The organism is uncultured Roseivirga sp. (genome assembly GCF_963973945.1).
GTDB lineage: Bacteria > Bacteroidota > Bacteroidia > Cytophagales > Cyclobacteriaceae > Roseivirga.
Genome location: NZ_CAXBBV010000001.1, coordinates 535135 through 552902 on the forward strand (window position 1 = coordinate 535135; position 17768 = coordinate 552902).

General features: G+C 39.6%; 14 protein-coding genes. 6 read left to right on the forward strand and 8 right to left on the reverse strand.

Annotation, left to right across the window (positions count from 1 at the left end):
• Window position 1 precedes the first annotated feature (1 nt).
• From AAC026_RS02440 to AAC026_RS02450, 3 genes are all read right to left on the reverse strand, one after another.
• A complete protein-coding gene (locus AAC026_RS02440) occupies window positions 2–1177 on the reverse strand; it encodes a hypothetical protein (protein WP_339694795.1) in 1176 nt (391 codons plus the stop codon).
• Window positions 1178–1535: 358 nt separating this feature from the next.
• Window positions 1536–4850 (reverse strand): glycosyl hydrolase, encoded by a 3315-nt coding sequence (locus AAC026_RS02445; RefSeq protein ID WP_339694797.1) that lies wholly within the window; start codon window positions 4848–4850, stop codon window positions 1536–1538.
• 167 nt (window positions 4851–5017) lie between these two features.
• Window positions 5018–6568 carry a glycine--tRNA ligase gene (locus AAC026_RS02450; RefSeq protein WP_339694799.1) on the reverse strand — a complete coding sequence of 517 codons (1551 nt, stop codon included), beginning with the start codon at window positions 6566–6568 and terminating at the stop codon, window positions 5018–5020.
• A 136-nt stretch (window positions 6569–6704) separates the two neighbouring features.
• Between AAC026_RS02450 and AAC026_RS02455 the strand changes: the two genes are divergently transcribed.
• Both AAC026_RS02455 and AAC026_RS02460 read left to right on the forward strand, forming a co-directional pair.
• A complete protein-coding gene (locus tag AAC026_RS02455; protein ID WP_339606167.1) occupies window positions 6705–7244 on the forward strand; it encodes a DUF2911 domain-containing protein in 540 nt (179 codons plus the stop codon).
• Window positions 7245–7427: 183 nt separating this feature from the next.
• Window positions 7428–7943, forward strand: a complete 516-nt coding sequence (locus AAC026_RS02460) for a hypothetical protein (protein WP_339694800.1) — start codon at window positions 7428–7430, stop codon at window positions 7941–7943.
• 107 nt (window positions 7944–8050) lie between these two features.
• On the opposite strand, the gene AAC026_RS02465 is transcribed toward AAC026_RS02460, so the two are convergent.
• Entirely contained in the window at window positions 8051–9268 is a 1218-nt protein-coding gene (locus AAC026_RS02465; protein ID WP_339694801.1) for a bifunctional alpha/beta hydrolase/OsmC family protein, read from the reverse strand.
• 329 nt (window positions 9269–9597) lie between these two features.
• On the opposite strand from AAC026_RS02465, the gene hemH reads away from it, so the two are divergent.
• Window positions 9598–10617 (forward strand): ferrochelatase, encoded by a 1020-nt coding sequence (gene hemH, locus AAC026_RS02470; RefSeq protein ID WP_339694803.1) that lies wholly within the window; start codon window positions 9598–9600, stop codon window positions 10615–10617.
• A gap of 4 nt (window positions 10618–10621) precedes the next feature.
• On the opposite strand, the gene AAC026_RS02475 is transcribed toward hemH, so the two are convergent.
• The 4 genes from AAC026_RS02475 to AAC026_RS02490 all read right to left on the reverse strand — a co-directional run bounded on the left by AAC026_RS02475 (window position 10622) and on the right by AAC026_RS02490 (window position 13832).
• On the reverse strand, window positions 10622–10963 hold the full coding sequence (locus AAC026_RS02475) for a hypothetical protein (protein ID WP_339694805.1): 342 nt from the start codon (window positions 10961–10963) through the stop codon (window positions 10622–10624).
• Between the two features lie 5 nt (window positions 10964–10968).
• Window positions 10969–12111 (reverse strand): cysteine desulfurase family protein, encoded by a 1143-nt coding sequence (locus AAC026_RS02480; protein WP_339694806.1) that lies wholly within the window; start codon window positions 12109–12111, stop codon window positions 10969–10971.
• 4 nt (window positions 12112–12115) lie between these two features.
• Window positions 12116–13507 carry a phosphoglucosamine mutase gene (glmM, locus tag AAC026_RS02485; RefSeq protein WP_339694807.1) on the reverse strand — a complete coding sequence of 464 codons (1392 nt, stop codon included), beginning with the start codon at window positions 13505–13507 and terminating at the stop codon, window positions 12116–12118.
• A gap of 94 nt (window positions 13508–13601) precedes the next feature.
• On the reverse strand, window positions 13602–13832 hold the full coding sequence (locus AAC026_RS02490; RefSeq protein WP_339606174.1) for a hypothetical protein: 231 nt from the start codon (window positions 13830–13832) through the stop codon (window positions 13602–13604).
• Between the two features lie 86 nt (window positions 13833–13918).
• On the opposite strand from AAC026_RS02490, the gene mazG reads away from it, so the two are divergent.
• The 3 genes from mazG (at window position 13919) to AAC026_RS02505 (ending at window position 17765) form a co-directional block, all read left to right on the forward strand.
• A complete protein-coding gene (gene mazG / locus AAC026_RS02495) occupies window positions 13919–14728 on the forward strand; it encodes a nucleoside triphosphate pyrophosphohydrolase (protein WP_339606175.1) in 810 nt (269 codons plus the stop codon).
• Window positions 14729–14748: 20 nt separating this feature from the next.
• Window positions 14749–16524 (forward strand): chloride channel protein, encoded by a 1776-nt coding sequence (locus AAC026_RS02500; protein ID WP_339606176.1) that lies wholly within the window; start codon window positions 14749–14751, stop codon window positions 16522–16524.
• A 635-nt stretch (window positions 16525–17159) separates the two neighbouring features.
• The gene (locus tag AAC026_RS02505) at window positions 17160–17765 is read left to right on the forward strand and encodes a thioredoxin family protein (protein ID WP_339694809.1); all 606 of its coding nucleotides are present in this window, start codon (window positions 17160–17162) and stop codon (window positions 17763–17765) included.
• The last annotated feature ends 3 nt before the right edge of the window (window positions 17766–17768 follow it).

Consider the following 17768-nt stretch of genomic DNA (forward strand, 5'->3'; position numbering starts at 1 on the left):
ATTATCCCTTTCCGTTCAGCTCAGCAAGTTTATCGGTCATTTTAAGGCGTTCGTAAAAAACCTTTAATGCCCTAATCGTCCCTGGGTCATCTGGTTTAATTTTTCTACACATTTCCATATAAGGCAATGCCTTCCGTGTCCAGTTATGGCCTATTTCTTCCGTATTTTTTCCGCTAATTACGTACTCATCTTCACTCATCAAGTTCACTCTATCATACACTCGATTGGCCTGCTCATTAATCATTACTGCATAATTATAATTGGCCGTAAAATCCTGTGGGTAAGTGTTTAGGTAGATTTCATAATCTTCAGATGCCATTTCGAAGTATTTCTCAGAGCGTTCGGGCAGCCCATTTGAAAAAGCTTCTTTAAAAATCCGATCAAAGAGATCGGCCCGCCTTAATCTCAGTTCAAAATTATTTGGAGATCTCTTTAGAACCGTGTTTAGTCTAGATTCGGCCTCCACAAATTTATTCAGCTTAATCAAAGCCCTTACCTCCTCGGCAATGTATGGTAGGTGATCTGGGTATTCAAAAAGGGCTTCTTCAATCATATCAAGCCTTTCTTCAAGTGGGGCATTCATGGCTTGTTTACAAATAATCAGTCGATTATAAACAAGTTTACTCAGCCTAGTAAAAGACTTCATTGCCAAGTAATAATCAATCGCTTGTTTGTAGTTCTGGGCATTCTGGGCACTCAACCCAGCATACAAATAAGCAGTGGTATCTTGCGGCTTAACGGCCTGCGACATTTCAAAATACTTAATTGCCGATTCAAACTTTAGTTCTTGGTAGTCTTTGTAGCCCTTGTTAATTCCATCTGTCCAAAGAATTTCTAATTGATTGTTTGCAAGACGAAAAAGATTGTTTCCAGGGTCTGTTAATGCTTTTGTTTTGTTATAACATAATGCTACCTCACCAGTAAAATCCTTAAGGTTCGATTTAAACTTATTAAACTCAGGAGCATCGCTTTTTAAGATTTCGTGGTAAATACGACCTTTCGTATACCAAGCTCGAGCACTTTTATCTCCATCAGGTTTTTCGAAAACTTCATCTATTGTCTCCTTAGCTTCTATATACTTATTGTCATTCAAAAAAGTGCTGGCCACAGTCACTAAGTCCTGAGAAAACGCAGGGCTTGTAATTAGTGTGAATAGTATGGTAATAGCTAGCCTCAAATTGGTCAAATAGAACGACACGTGAAAATATGAAATATTGTTATAGTGGACATTATATTTTCAACAAGCGTATAAAATCAAATTATGAGCAAAAATACTTTCATAGTATAATTAAGGTTGTTCACATATAGAAATAAGCATTTTAATTCCATAGATTAAAAATTAGAAGCAAACTTTTAAGGCCTCAAAACCATGAGGTCAAATTTAGATTTCGGCTACAGTATAGAAAGCCATCTCAAAAACAAATGAAAATGGAGAGGGTGTGAGGTTAAGGAGTTTGCTCTAAAAAATTAGAACAACCAAATATATGAAATATAGTATAGGGGTCATATTAAGTATGACCCCTAATAAGAATTGTCTATTGTTTTTTCCAGTTAGGGAGTCTACCTGATGTAAGTGGCGCTCCTAATTGATCTAGCTTTCCATCCATTCTGGTAAACTCACTTACAAGTGATTTCACTTTTGGCAAAATTGGAGCAAACTCATCGGCCGCGATATCATAGTTAGTAATGGCTGTACCCGTTACATTAGAGGTTGACCCAAAAATATCATAAACCGCATTTTGCGCTCGCTGGCCTGTAGCATACTCGCCATCCATATCTAGTTGATTGTAATCAGAATCACCATTCAGTTCGATATTGAGGGCTTTTACCTTGTTCTCCAAAACCATAATTTCCTTCATAAGCTCATTGCTTTCTCTGGCAGGAAAACCCTTAGCTGCTGCTTTATAACTAGCGATTTTTCCATTCATTTCTCCCAGTACCGAGCGCGTTGAATTAACTGCCTGCATTAAGGCCATCGCCTTCTTTTTGAAATTTGCCATGGCCAACCAATCAGCTGCCGGAATGGTTTTATTATCGATGTCTTTCACTTTAAAGCTCACTGGACCAGTTAACTCACTGATTTCACCTTTAATATTCTGTGATAAGCTGACGGTATAACTGCCCGGAACTACATAAACATTAGAAGAAGGTAAGCTACTGGTTACCGAAGCTTGTCTTTCATTTACTGGACCGAAACCCGCATATGTCATGTCCCATGTAATTTCACTAATACCTTTTCTTAATGGGCTTCTCAGCTCACTTACAATATCGCCTGTTTGATCTTTTATGGTGAAAATTAAGAATGAAGGAAGCTCACTCTCTTCGGCTTTTAGCTCTTCTAAAGTTGGGTAAGGAATAGCTTTTCCATTTTTAAAGGCTTCTGCATCTCTTTTCGACCTTTCTGCTTTCAAAGAGCTCACGCCCTCTTTCACATAATAAGTAAAAGTTGCTCCTCTAGTTGGATTATCTGCCGAATAGAACATTTCGCCCTGAAAACCCTTATCTGCACTACCCAAGCTGCCAAGTGGCTGCCAAGTATTATACATCAAACCATCTTTAATTTTGAAAATATGACCGTCCTTGGCCAGCAGGTCTTGTGTCATTTCGCGAAGTGGGGCATAATTGTCTAACACGTAAAAGCCTCTTCCGAAAGTACCCAGTACCAAATCGTTCTCTCTTTCTTGAATGGCAATATCACGTACATTCACTGCGGCAGGCAACCCCGCAGATAATTTGGTCCAGCTTCCACCTTCATTCATCGAAACAAAAACTCCATATTCAGTTCCAGCAAATAAAATATTCGCATTAACATGGTCTTGTTCTAAGGCATAAACAGCGCCCTTCGGCAAGTTTGAAGAAATGCTCGACCAGGTTCTTCCCTTATCGTTACTCTTGTATACATAAGGGTTGAAATCGCCACTTTTATGGTTGTTGAAAGCTGCGTAAACCGTATTTACATCATGCTTCGAAGCGATTAAATCATACACATAAGTGTTTTCTGGAACTCCACCAAAGCGATTGATTTTTCTCCAGTTCTTTCCGCCATCTTCGGTAATATTGATTTGACCATCGTCAGTACCTGCATAAAGTAATCCTTCTTGCAAACGTGATTCATCCAGAGAAACCGCAGCACCATATCGTGAGGTAGAACCGTTTTTAGCAACGGCATCCATAGGCCAAATTTTGCCCATAATTGGTAATAAGTTTCTGTCAATATCTTGGTCAAGCTCACCGCTTATTACTTCCCAAGAGTCGCCTCGATCTGTACTTTTAAATAGCTTATTCCCACCAAAATATACTGTTTTATGATCGTGTGGGCTGATCATCAAAGGAGAATCCCAGTTAAAGTTATACTGTCTTTCGTCCTTTCTTGGTTTAGGCTGAATGCTTACAGATTCGCCACTTTTTCTATCGAAACGAACGATTCCGCCATTTTGCGACTGAGAGTAAACAATGTTAGGATCTTGAGGGTCTGGAACTGATTCGAAACCATCACCCCCTTGGGTTACAATCCAATCGGAACTTACAATGCCATGACGACTTAGCGTCTGTGAAGGGCCGTGCAAGCTGTAGTTATCTTGAGTTCCGCCCATGATGTTATAGAAAGGGTACTCATTATCTACAGAAACTTTATAGAATTGAGTAACTGGTAAATTGCTAAAGAACTTCCAGTTTTGGCCTCTATCGAACGATTCGTAAACACCACCATCGCAGCCTTGCAATAAGTGATCTGTATTGTTCGGGTCAATCCACAGGGCGTGGTTGTCCCAGTGCTTGCTTTTTTCACCTAAGCCAGAAAATGTCTTTCCACCGTCTTCTGTAATCTGAGTGAAGGTATCTAAAAGGTAAACACGCCCTACGTGCACAGGGTCGGCCACAATTTCTTGATAGTAATTTCCGCTAGAAGAAGTGCTACTCATTTTCTGCCAAGAGGCTCCTCTGTTAGTACTTTTGAAAAAGCCACCTTGACCACTTTGCGCTTCAACTACGGCATATAAAACTTCTGGGTCGGCTGGAGAAATGGCCATACCAATTCGGCCTTTGTCGCCACCTGGCAAACCACGGTTAATTTTTTCCCAAGATTTACCTGCATCCATCGATCTGTAAATGCCAGACTCTGGGCCTCCACCTAAATAAGTCCATTGTCTTCTTCGTCTTTGGTGGGCTGTGGCATAGAGTATATCCGGATTTCGTGGGTCGAAGTGAACTTCGTTTACTCCTGTGTGCTCACTGATTTCTAAAACTTTCTGCCAGTTGTCACCACCATCTGTGGTTTTATAAAGGCCACGATCTCCGCCTGCACTCCATACTGGGCCATAAGCGGCTACATAAACTACCTCTGAGTTTCTTGGGTCAATGGCGATCATTCCAATATGCTCTGAGTTTTTCAAACCCATGTTTTTCCATGAGCTGCCACCATCTTCTGATTTATAAATACCATCGCCATAAGAAACAGAACGCTGGTTGTTGTTCTCGCCAGTACCTACCCAAACTACACTATGGTTATTCGGGTCAATTTCTACTGCTCCAATAGAATAAGAGCCTTGTCCATCGAAAATTGGCGTAAAAGTGGTGCCCGCATTGGTGGTCTTCCATACACCGCCAGCTGCTGCCCCCACATAAAATTCGCTATGATTTGAAGGGTTTACCGCTATGTCGGCAATTCTACCTGAAGTAAGTGCAGGGCCAACGCTTCTAAATTTTAGTGTACCAAGAGAAATTCCTTTTAATGGGTCATTAACCTCGGCCTTGACTGGTTCTTTTTTATTACGCTGCGCAAAGCTGCTTACAGAAATAAAAAGGAAGGCCATAGAAAAGCAAATGGCCTTGAAAAAATTGAGATGTTTCATTCTAGTGTGTTTTGTGGTGGAAGAAATATAGGTTTTATTTCAAACAGTACATAACCGATCCTCTAAAATGCTACTATTGAGGGCATAACAAAAACGGCCTGATTTTCAGAATGGATATCCAAGTGAAAATCAGGCCGCAATAAACTCAGCCAGTAAAGGAATTACGCTTACAGCTTTCTAAGTAGGTTATTGATTGAAGTAACCTCGGTGAGTTTTGCCCTCAACTCTTCCACAGAGATTCTGATTTGACTTAAATCATCTCTATCACGAATTGTAACGGTATTGTCTTCTAAAGTTTGGTGGTCAATAGTCACACAATATGGTGTTCCAATCGCATCTTGCCTTCTGTAGCGTTTACCAATGGCATCTTTTTCATCGTATTGGCAGTTGAAATCAAACTGAAGTTCTGCCAACACCTCTCTTGCTTTTTGTGGCAATCCTGAATCTTCCTTTTTAAGCAATGGCAATATGGCCACTTGATAAGGCGCTAAAGCTGCAGGTATCTTCAACACTGTTCTTTCACTACCATCCGCTAAGGTTTCTTCTGTATAGGCTGCACTTAATACCGCCAAAAACATTCTATCCAAACCAATGGATGTTTCTACTACATAGGGCACAAATGATTCGTTTTCTGCTGCATCGAAGAATTGAAGTTTCTTTCCAGAATATTCTTCGTGTGCTTTTAAATCGAAGTCGGTTCTAGAGTGAATTCCTTCCAGTTCTTTAAAACCCATTGGGAAATCGAACTGAATATCAGCTGCAGCATTGGCGTAGTGCGCCAAGTTAATATGATCGTGGAAACGGTAATTTTCTTCTCCTAAACCAAGTGCTTTGTGCCATTTGATTCGTTTTTCTTTCCAGCTTTCGTACCAGGTCAATTCTTCTCCTGGTTTTACAAAAAACTGCATTTCCATTTGTTCGAACTCACGCATTCTAAAAATAAACTGACGAGCGATAATTTCATTTCTGAAAGCCTTTCCGATTTGAGCAATACCAAAAGGCACCTTCATTCTACCGGATTTCTGAACGTTCAAGAAGTTGACGAAAATTCCTTGGGCCGTTTCAGGACGTAAATATATTTTACTGGCGCCTTCAGCCACAGAGCCCATTTCGGTAGAGAACATTAGGTTGAACTGACGAACGTCTGTCCAGTTTTTAGAACCAGAAACTGGATCGGCAATACCCAATTCTTCAATCAATGCTTTTACATCGGCCAAGTTTTCTGTTTCTAAGCTATTGCCCAAACGTTGGCTGATTTCATCCATTTTAGCCTGATTTCTCAGTACATTAGGATTGGTAGCCATAAACTGATCCTTATCGAAAGCATCGCCAAAACGCTTTTCAGCCTTCTCTACTTCCTTGGTGATTTTTGCCTCAATCTTATCGAGGTATTCCTCAACCAAAACATCGGCACGGTATCTTTTTTTCGAATCCTTATTGTCGATCATCGGATCATTAAAGGCATCTACATGGCCAGAAGCTTTCCAGGTAGTGGGGTGCATGAAAATTGAGGAGTCAATGCCCACAATGTTTTCATTCATTTGCACCATGGCTTTCCACCAATACTGCTTAATGTTATTTTTTAACTCCACTCCATTTTGGCCGTAGTCATAAGCGGCAGAAAGGCCGTCATAGATTTCACTGGATTGAAAGATAAAACCGTATTCCTTTGCATGCCCAGCTATTTTTTTGAGCAAATTATCGTCATTTTGTGCCATGCGGCAAAGATATGGAAAAGGCTTTCAACATCTGCAATGCATTGCTGAAAAAGGAAATTTCCGTTTATCAAGTCTCGGCATAATCCTTGAGGCTTTTTATGAGTCTTAGAAATCAGAATCCCTATATTTGTTTGGTATGAAAAGAAAGCTTTCCACAGCAGTACTCATTTTAGCCGTCATTGTTGGTGGTATTGTTGGTGTACAACAGTATCAGCTTTATCAAACTAAAAAGTACAGCCCTGCTCAAATTGCTTCTTATAACAACAATGCAATAAGCATTGAAGTAACCTACAGTGGGCCTTTTAAAAAAGGAAGAGCAATTTTTGGTGATCTTGTTCCCTACGGAGAATGGTGGAGAACAGGCGCCAATGAAGCTACCACTATTCGCCTTTCAAGAGATGTTTCCTTTTCAGGCAAAACCTTAAAAGCGGGTTACTATTCTTTGGTAACTATTCCTGGTGAAACAGAATGGCAAATCGTTTTCAATAATAAAATTCATGACTGGGGCACTGACTATACTCCAGAAGATGATGTGTTAAGGGTTAGTGCTAAAGTGGAAAAGTTACCGGAGGTAGTAGAGCAGTTTACCATTGATTTTTCTGAAGAAAACGGAAGCCCTGTACTCATTATGGCTTGGGACAAAATCAAAGTCTCTACTCCCTTTAAAGTGCTTTAGTAATCTCTCTTTATTTCTTCCTAATTACCTATTGTAGTACAGGTTACCCCTGCCTGTTAATTTTTTTTGCACTCTATTAATACCCTACCATTTCTTTTCAAATCAGTCTAGTACAGATTTTCATACCTCATTAAACCTTGATGTCACTTTTTAATCCAAGGGACATAACAAACGAAAAGTAAAATGAGGTCAATAATTAAAATCATAATGGTAAGCCTGATCGGAGTATCAGCCAACCAAATGTTAGCTCAAGACAACAATAAAACATTATTGCAAACTGAGCGCGTTGCAGCCAAACTTGGTTTGAATGAGGAACAAAAACTAGCATTAGATAAAGAATTCAAAGAAGGACAGTTGGAGCGAAAGGCTACCATGGAAAAGATGAGGGCACTGAGGGAAGAAATGAGAAGGGATGCTTTTGTTGAAAGGCAAGCAAAAGAGGAACGTCTTAAGGAAATTCTAACTGAAGAGCAATATGCAAAGTTAAAGGAGTCGTCAAAAAATGTTCAAAGAGCTCGGGTACAAGGTCAAAGAAATAGAGCTGAAGTGAGGGGAAAAACGAATAGGAATGAAGCTCGTTTTTCGCCACAAAAGGACAGAAAAAAAATAGGCAGACGCATGATGATAAAAAAACGCGTTGCTGAAATAAAAGAAAAGGCCAAAGAGAAAAATGAGCCTAAAAAAGACGGAGGAAACTAAAAATCTACAAGAGTTGTAATATGTGGTTGTTTTGTAAAGAGGGGTCGATCGAAAGGTTGGCTCCTTTTTCGTTTAAAGCCAAGCCACACTTTAAATCTGAAATCATTTTATTTCAGCTCTTTCAATTTCGTATTAATGGTTAAACCTTTTGTAAGGGTTTTGTGTACAGGACATTTATCTGCAATCTGTAAAATTCGTTCTCGCTGCTCTTCCGTCAAATCTCCAGTTAACTCAACCTCTCTGTCAATAAACTCCATTTGAGCTGCTGAGCCATTCATTGCATCTTCTGCATGGCGTTTATCAAAGGTCAAGTGTACTTTTACATCACTAAGGGCTATCTTTTTATGATTTGCGTAAAGTCTAATCGTCATGGCCGTACAAGCCCCCAGGGCTGAAACAAGCAAATCATAGGGTGTTCCCCCTAGATTTGTTCCACCCACATCTTTTGGCTCGTCAGCAATCAAGTAATGCTTGTTGGCCATTATTTCGGAGAGTAGCCCATCTTCTTTCTCGTTTCTCACTACCACTTGGTGTGTGGTTTCCAACCCTTCTTCATTCACTTCTAAATTCACATAGCGCTTGGCCCAAGTGGCAATTGTTTCGCCTACGTAGAGTGAATCTTCTTTAGAGGTTAGAAGATGGTCTGCTCGGTCTAACGAAACATAGCTTTTTGGATGATGAGCAGCCACATAGATCTTTTCAGCATTCTTAATATCCACTGTTTCGTCTTGAGGAGAATGAAAAATAAGCAATGGTTTCCTCAGTTCACTTATTACTGAGGTAAGCTCCGTTTTATCTAAATCATCTATAAACTGCTTTTTAATGGTAAAGGGTCTTCCACCCAATGAAACCACCGCTTTTCCATTTTCTTCAATTTCTTCCAACGAACTTTCAAAAAGATTTTTCAGATGAGGAGTATCCGCAGGAGCGCCTATAGTAACCACAGATTTTACAAAGTCCAATTGGCTAGCTGCCATTAGCACCGCGGCACCTCCCAGTGAGTGCCCCACTAAAATACTTGGAGCTTCATAATTTTCTTCCAAGTACTCCGCAGCCACAATTAGGTCCTGAATATTTCTAGAAAAATTAGTGTCGGCAAAGTCGCCTTCGCTTTCTCCCAAGCCAGTAAAGTCAAAACGCAAAACGGCAATTCCTTTAGAGGTTAGTGCCCTGCTTATGTTAGTTACAGCTATAAGGTTTTTTGAACAGGTAAAACAGTGTGCAAAAAGTGCATAAGCCACTGGCTTTTTATCTATGGGTTGTTCAAGCCTTGCCGAAAGCAAGAGACCTTCGGCATTCTTAAATTGAAGTTTAACTGTTTTCATAACTGAATCGTTTGAGTTTAAAACAAGCTTGCTAATTACTTGTTTGTATTGATCGTTAATTAGCGATTTTTTTTCAGAGCAGAGGTAAGGGTAATTACTTAAAAGCTTGTTTTTATATTGATCTACCTATAAATAGCGTTGTTCAATCGCAATTTCTAGAAGCTGAGGAACTTACTAGTTGAACATTACAACCACGGTTGGACAACAATATAGATCAAGCGCTATCTGAATAAGGTGGCGCTTTTTTATTGTCTATTGAAAAGATCAATTGGCCTAGCAGCTTAAAACAAATATCTTTGCAAACGGTTTATCAAGGCTAAATTCCAACCATGCAAAAAGAAAAAATAGGTGTCTTACTTATCAACTTAGGTACCCCAGACAGCCCATCTACTTCAGACGTTCGCAAATACTTACGCCAGTTTTTAATGGACGGAAGAGTTATTGACATTCCCTTCCTTTCTAGGTTTTTCTTGGTTCAGGGAATTATAGCACCCTTAAGGGCACCAAAATCGGCAAAAGAGTATGCCAAGCTTTGGGCTGAAAGGGGAAGTCCACTAAAGTTTTACGGCTATGATGTTCGTGATTCTTTGCAAGAGCTCTTAGGTTCAGAGTACAAAGTGGCTCTGGGCATGCGTTATCAAAACCCAAGTATTGAAGAGGCATTAAACGAATTAAAAGCAGCTAGCGTAAGCCGAATTATTGTGATTTCGCTGTTCCCTCAGTATGCATCGGCCTCCACAGGCTCTGCTGTGCAAGAGGTAAATGATGTAGTAAACAAATGGCAGGTCATTCCTTCAATGAGCTATATCAACCAGTTTATGGATCATCCTAAGTTTGTTCAGGCTTTTGCTGAAAACGGACTTAAGTTGATGGAAACCACTAATTATGACCATGTGGTTTTTAGTTACCATGGCTTGCCGGAACGCCAAATCAAAAAAGCATCTGACGGAAATCAATGTCAATTGGGCAGCTGCTGCAATAAGTTTCATGAAAAAAACCGCTATTGCTACAGAGCACAGTGCTTTTATACTTCGCGCCTTTTGGCTGAAAAACTGGGGTTAACGGAAGACCAGTATACCATTAGTTTTCAATCAAGACTGGGCAAAGATCCTTGGATCAAGCCTTATACAGATGAAATCCTGAAAGATCTTCCGAAAAAAGGAATTAAGAAAGTGTTGGCCTATTCTCCCGCCTTTATTGCCGATTGCCTTGAAACTACTGTTGAAGTAGGCGGACAGTTTAAAGAGGAATTTATGGAAGCGGGCGGAGAAGTTTGGGATTTAGTACCAAGCCTTAATAACTCACCAACTTGGATTGAAGGGTTAAAGGAAATGGTTGAGAACGCCTAAACTTTTAATTCGCTGTGCTAATTTGCTCTATTCGAATAAATGCTCCGTCACCAATTAGGTTAGCACAATCAGAAAGTTCATCTAGAATTTCTCCCTTAATAAATACCAAAGCTCCATTTTGCTTGTATTGAGCAGGTAAGAATGTGGGAACGAAGTATCTCCCACCATCGGTTTGGAAAATGTATTCACAACTGAGACTTACCGTAGCGCCTTCTACAATTGTTCCCCTGAGTTCAGCAATATCAATGTCCTCATCAGAGCAGCCAAAAAGGAATATAGTGAACAAGGCCAACTGATAAATTGGCCTTGTTGTGATTTTATGTAATATGGAACGAAGTTCGTTCATCAATTTTAAGCGTGTACTGGGTTTAGAATCTCAACGAGTTTTTCAACGGTATAGTCTACTTCTTCCGCAGTAGAGTATTTTCCAAAAGAAAAACGAATGCCTTGTCTTTCTGGATCCGCTTTTATTCCAGTTAGCACATGTGAGCCTGTATTTGCTCCACTAGAACAGGCACTTCCGCCAGAAGCCGAAATTCCATTAATATCTAAATTGAAAAGCAGCATATCGTTGTCTTCGTGCGCAGGAAAGCTTGCGTTCAAAACCGTATAAAGACTGTGGCCTTCTCTGATATCTCCGTTGAACTCGATGCCCGAAACATTACTTTTCAAACTTTCAATCATTCGGGTTTTTAGGCCTTGAATGTGCTTAGCATGACTTTCCATATCGCGATAAGCAATTTCTAGCGCCTTGGCCAAACCAACAATGCCGTAAACGTTTTCTGTTCCGCCCCTATGGTTTCGCTCTTGGCCTCCGCCTTCTACAAAACGACCTATTTTTTTACTCTTACACACCCTTAAAAAGCCAACACCTTTTGGGCCGTTGAATTTGTGCCCAGCCCCAACAATAAAGTGACAAGCCAATGCCTGCAAATCATGCTTGAAATGCCCCATGGTTTGCACCGTATCGGAATGGAAAACGGCATCGTACTCTTGACAAACCTCGCCAATTCTAGCAATATCATTCAGCGTTCCAATTTCATTATTGGCGTGCATTATCGACACCATTGATCTTGAATTGTTCTTTAAGAGACTATTCAGGTGGTCGTAATCAATATGGCCTTGGCTATCTACATCAACAAAGCTCAGTTTCACTTTGCCTTGTGCTTCAAGCTTTTCGGCTGTTTGCAAAACTGCTTTATGCTCAATTTTAGAAGTGATTAGATGCTTCAAGTCATAGGCTTCTACACTGCAAGTAATGGCAGTATTATCGGCCTCAGTTCCACCAGAAGTAAAGAATATTTCAGATGGAGTAGTATTTAGCAATTCAGCTACTGTTTTTCTGGCCCTTTCTATCTTAGTTCTTACCTCTCGGCCATGAGAATGGGTAGATGATGGGTTACCATACATTTCCAGCATCATTGGTTTCATGGCTTCAAAAACCTCTGGATCCAATGGTGTTGTAGCAGCGTTGTCTAAATATATCTTCTTCATTCTATCAAGATTTTGACGAAACGATTTCTTTAATATCTGTAATAATTTTATTGGCCAAATACTCGGCAGTTGCCTGCGATTCTGACTCCGAATAAATACGAATAATTGGCTCAGTGTTCGACTTTCGCAAATGTACCCATTCTTTGTCAAACTCTATTTTTACTCCATCAATGGTGTTTACTGGCTGCTTAGCATAGCGCTTTTGCATTCCTTCCAGTACTTTATCTACATCGATATCTGGCGATAAATCAATCTTGTTCTTAGAAATATGGTAATTAGGATAGCTGGCCCTTAATTGAGACATTTTCTTTCCATATTTTGCCAAATGCGTTAAGAAAAGAGCAATGCCAACCAGAGCATCTCTACCGTAATGTAACTCAGGATAAATGATTCCTCCATTTCCTTCACCACCAATTACGGCATTTGTTTCTTTCATTTTGGTTACCACGTTCACTTCGCCTACTGCAGCGGCTTCATAAGTACCTCCTCTTCTTTCTGTTACATCTCTCAATGCTCGGGTTGAAGAAAGGTTTGACACGGTATTGCCTTTGGTTTGGGAAAGCACATAATCGGCAACGGCCACCAAAGTATATTCTTCACCAAAAGGATCTCCATTTTCAGAAACCATGGCCAAACGATCTACATCTGGATCTACCACAATGCCAAGGTCATAAATACCTTTCTGCATAATTCTGGTAATGTCTCCTAAATGCTCTGGAAGCGGCTCAGGATTATGAGGAAAATGACCGTTAGGTTCGCAATAAAGTTCTTCTATTTGGGCTACACCCAAGGCTTTTAATAAAGGGGGAAGCGAAATTCCGCCTGTGGAATTAACGCAGTCGATGGCAATTTTAAACTTTGCTGCTTTAATTGCCTCTACGTCTACTAAAGGCAACTTCAGAATGGCATCAATATGTTTCTGAATATAAGTATCGTCTGTTCTGTATTTTCCTAAAGTCTTTACAGGAGCAAACTCGTAAGCGTCATTCTTTGCTATTTCAAGTACTGCCTTCCCATCATCACCGCTAATAAATTCGCCTTTGGCATTTAAAAGCTTGAGTGCATTCCATTGTACGGGGTTATGGCTGGCGGTTAGAATAATTCCTCCACAGGCATTCTCTGCGGTAACAGCCATTTCTACTGTTGGGGTGGTAGACAAGCCAAGGTCTACTACATTCAAACCTAAACCTCTTAGAGTAGCGCTAACCAAGGCCGAAATCATTTCGCCTGATGGTCTAGCGTCACGACCAATTACAATCGTGTTTTGATCAGAGTTTTGTTTTGCCCAGGTACCAAAGGCGGCAGAGAATTTAACAACATCTATTGGTGTAAGTGCTTCATCTACTTTACCACCAATTGTTCCTCTTATTCCTGAAATAGATTTTATTAAGGTCACGTATATATTGGGTTGATTGTATTTACAAAGCTAGCAAAAACAGAATATGACTGTCATTTTATAATGACTTTTGAAATACGAAAAGCAGTGGGTTCTACTTAAACTTAGCAAGTACTTTATCTACCTCATTATCAGGATTTCCGCAGCTTTCGCCTGCTTGTATAGTTTTGCCACAATATCCGCAAGGAGCTCCGGTCTTATTTAAGAAAGGGTTTTGTGAAGCACAGGTACCCTTAAACTCTCCATTCTTTAAGAAAATCAAGCGAACAGACATAAACACGAAAAACAATCCTACAAGTCCTAAGGTCAAATATAAAGTTGTCATGGTAGACTAATTTTTTGCAAATTTAAGATAGTTGTGCGTAGAACGCTACCTTTGGACAGTAAGTTTCCCAAAAAGCCTTTATCTCCATGCTTGAACCTCAAAAAGACCTTCGAAGAAAAGAAAAACTAGAAGCTTTTGACCGTCTGCTTACCATTATGGACGAGTTACGCCTGAACTGCCCTTGGGATAAAAAGCAAACGCTAGAAAGCCTTAGACACTTAACCATTGAAGAAACTTATGAGCTTTCAGAAGCTATTCTTGAAAACAATCTCGATGAAGTAAAAAAAGAAATCGGGGATGTAATGCTCCACTTAGTTTTCTATTCCAAAATAGCCGATGAGCAAAAGGCTTTCGATGTGGCTGATAGCATAAACTCCATTTGTGATAAACTGATCCATCGCCACCCTCATATTTATAGTGATTTTGAGGCCAAAGATGAACAAGCTGTTAAAGAAAACTGGGAGAAAATTAAGCTTAAGGAAAAAGGAAACACCTCCGTTTTAGGTGGAGTGCCTAAGGGGCTTCCGGCCATGGTAAAAGCCATAAGGATTCAAGATAAGGCAAGGGGCGTTGGGTTTGATTGGGAAAAGAAAGAACAAGTTTGGGAAAAGGTTGAAGAGGAAATGCAAGAGTTCAAAGATGAGTTCAACATTGCCGACACCGATAAAATTGATAAAGAAAAGGCTTCTGGAGAGTTTGGCGATATGCTTTTCTCACTAATTAATTACTCCCGCTTTATAGATATTGACCCAGAAGAGGCTTTGGAGCGAACAAATCTTAAGTTTATAAAGCGATTCCAGTTTTTAGAAACCGAATCGAAAAAAGACGGAAAGAATATAGCCGAAATGAGCCTTCAGGAAATGGATAAATATTGGGAAAGGGCTAAGAATCTTTAGAGATTTGCACTCAGGTATTTATGAAGTTTAACAAGACCCTTTCAAAGTTTTTAATATGGAGAATACGCCACGTTAGTACGCGTAATTTCCTGATGATTCTTAGTGGAGTAATAGGTCTTGCAGGTGGTATTGCGGCTGTAATTTTAAAAAGCACTGTTCACTATATTCAAACTACCCTTAGCGATTTTAGAGAAGATGTGGCCCATTACCTCTTTTTGATCTATCCGCTTATCGGGATTGTTATTACTTCTATTGTTGCCGATAAGCTTTTGAAAGAAAAACTTGGCCACGGAATCACGAGTATTCTTTATACCATCTCCAAAAAATCAAGCATTATAACTAGAATAAAAACCTATAGTAGCATGATTACCTCTGCGCTTACTGTAGGTTTTGGAGGCTCTGTTGGGCTAGAGGCTCCCATTGTAGTAACAGGCTCTGCATTAGGCTCAAACATTGGTCAACTAATGCACCTTAGCTATAAGCAACGCACACTCATGATTGGCTGTGGAGCTGCTGCTGCAATATCTGGAATTTTCAATTCTCCCGTAGCTGGTGTTATTTTTAGTATTGAAGTTATTCTAACCGATGTAACCATCGCAGCCTTTATTCCGCTGCTCATTGCCTCTGTAATTGGCTCATTGGTTTCTATGCTTACTTTGGGCTCAGATGTTCTCTTTTCTTTTAATCTTACAGATCCCTTTCTAGCATCTGATTTTCCGTACTTTTTGGTTTTAGGCGCTTTATGCGGTTTGGTGTCGGTGTACTTTACCCGACTTACGCAGTTCACAGAATCGGTAGCTGTTAAAATTAAAAACAAAACAGGTAGGGCTATTTTTGGCGGATTAGCGCTGGGGATCATCATCTTTGTTTTTCACCCAATTTATGGTGAAGGTTACGACTCTATCACCACCATTCTTAACGGAAATCCTGAAGCGCTTTTAAAGGAGAGTTTCTTCTTAAAGAATGAAGACAGTACTCTTTACCTTATCCTCTTCTGCTTAGGAATTTTATTGATCAAACCTGTGGCCACAGGTCTTACCCTAGGAGCTGGTGGTAGTGGAGGTATTTTTGCACCTTCTCTTTTTATTGGCGCCATTACTGGATACATATATTCTCAAACCATTAATTTTTTAGGAATCGGAAAAACACTTTCCATCAGTAATTTCACTTTGGTGGGCATGTGTGGCGTAATGAGCGGTGTATTGCACGCCCCTCTAACAGCTATATTCCTTATTGCTGAAATTACCAGTGGCTATACTCTCTTTTTACCTTTAATGTTGGTATCTGCTATTGGCTTAAGTACCTCGCGCTATTTTGAACAGTATTCATTTTACACTGGCCGATTAATCAAGGCTGGTGATCTCATTCCGCATGACAAAGACCGACAGGTATTGAGCTTGATAAAAATGGAGAAGTTGATTGAGAACGACCTACTCACTATTCATCCGCAAAAGACATTGGGAGACTTAGTAGCTCTTGTAAGGAAGTCCAAAAGAAATATTTTTCCTGTTGTAAATGAAAAGAATGAACTCCAGGGCATTATCACTCTGGATGATATTCGAGAAATTATGTTCGATCCAGCCTCTCAAAAAAATATAATTGTTGCTGCATTAATGCATAAGCCCCCTGCCACGGTTTCTACAAACGATAAGATGGAGGAAGTAATGACAAAATTTGAAAAAACAGGCGCATGGAACCTCCCCGTAATTAAGGACAACAAGTATTTGGGAATTGTATCAAAGTCTCGTATTTTCAATGCTTATCGTACTAAACTAAAGCGTCAGAATAAAGAATAATTGCTGAAGAAATAAGCTCTTATTTTTTAGCCCTTAGTTTTTCTCCGAATTACCAATATATCCCTTCAGAATGCCCTAGGGCAATTTTTTAAATACTTATCAACAAAAATCAAATTACACTTGCTTATTTCAATTTATTGATAGTCAGCTGATTATAATAGTTCGCTTAAAAAATGTGGACAACTTTCTCATTTTGTGGAAAAGATTATTTGATTTTGACCAATCTTTGTTTTGTATAAAAATGCTCTAAACAATAGTTTTTTTAAAGCCCATTTTTGAACCAGAAACGGGCATTTCCAAACCAGCCCTAATTGTATTTTCAGGAGCAATAGTTGACTCAAACTAAAATGCAAATAGTTTAAGCTCGAATCACCAGAATGTTAACCCAATATTACGCCCATATGGGCATGTTACTCTTTTGCAATTGGCATCAATAAAAACCTAATTCAAAACAATTTGACCAACCCCTTCCTTCATTAGAATAATCATATTTTTAAAATTCAATGAGCGAGGTGAAAGTAATCAACTCGAAGCAAGCCTTCTTAAACAACAGTCACATAAAATGTGTTGAATGAGAAATGTATAATGACGAGCTTCAAGAATTAAAATGAAATTGCCAATAAAGGCCAATGATTATGGTTTATACAAAAGCACTTGTAATCTCATTTCTTATATTTCTCATAGGGGGAAGCCAAACCCCAGAGGGGGTTAAAATAGGAGATAATGCTCCAGATTTTAACCTCAAGAATGTGGATGGAAAAATGGTATCGCTCAATGCTAATAAAGATGCGAAGGGCTACATCATTGTCTTTACCTGTAACTCTTGTCCTTATTCAGAAATCTATGAAGATAGAATTATTGCTTTACATCAAAAATACGCCAGTAGAGGATATCCCGTAATTGCAATTCAGCCCAACAATCCGAAAATTTCTACTGGAGACTCTTATTTAAAGATGAAAGAAAGGGCCAATAACAAGGAGTTTCCCTTTGCTTATTTGATTGATACGGACAACCAAGAAACTACTAAGGCTTATGGCGCCACCAATACCCCCCAAGTGTATATAATAAATAAGGAAGCCACAGGCTTTAGAGTAGCGTATATTGGGGCAATTGACAATAACAGTCGTAATCCAGAAGCTGCCACCACCAAGCGATATGTAGAAAACGCAGTGGATGCGCTTTTAAATGGTCAGAGTATAGAAACTAATAGCACCAAGGCCATAGGCTGTACAATTAAATAAGAA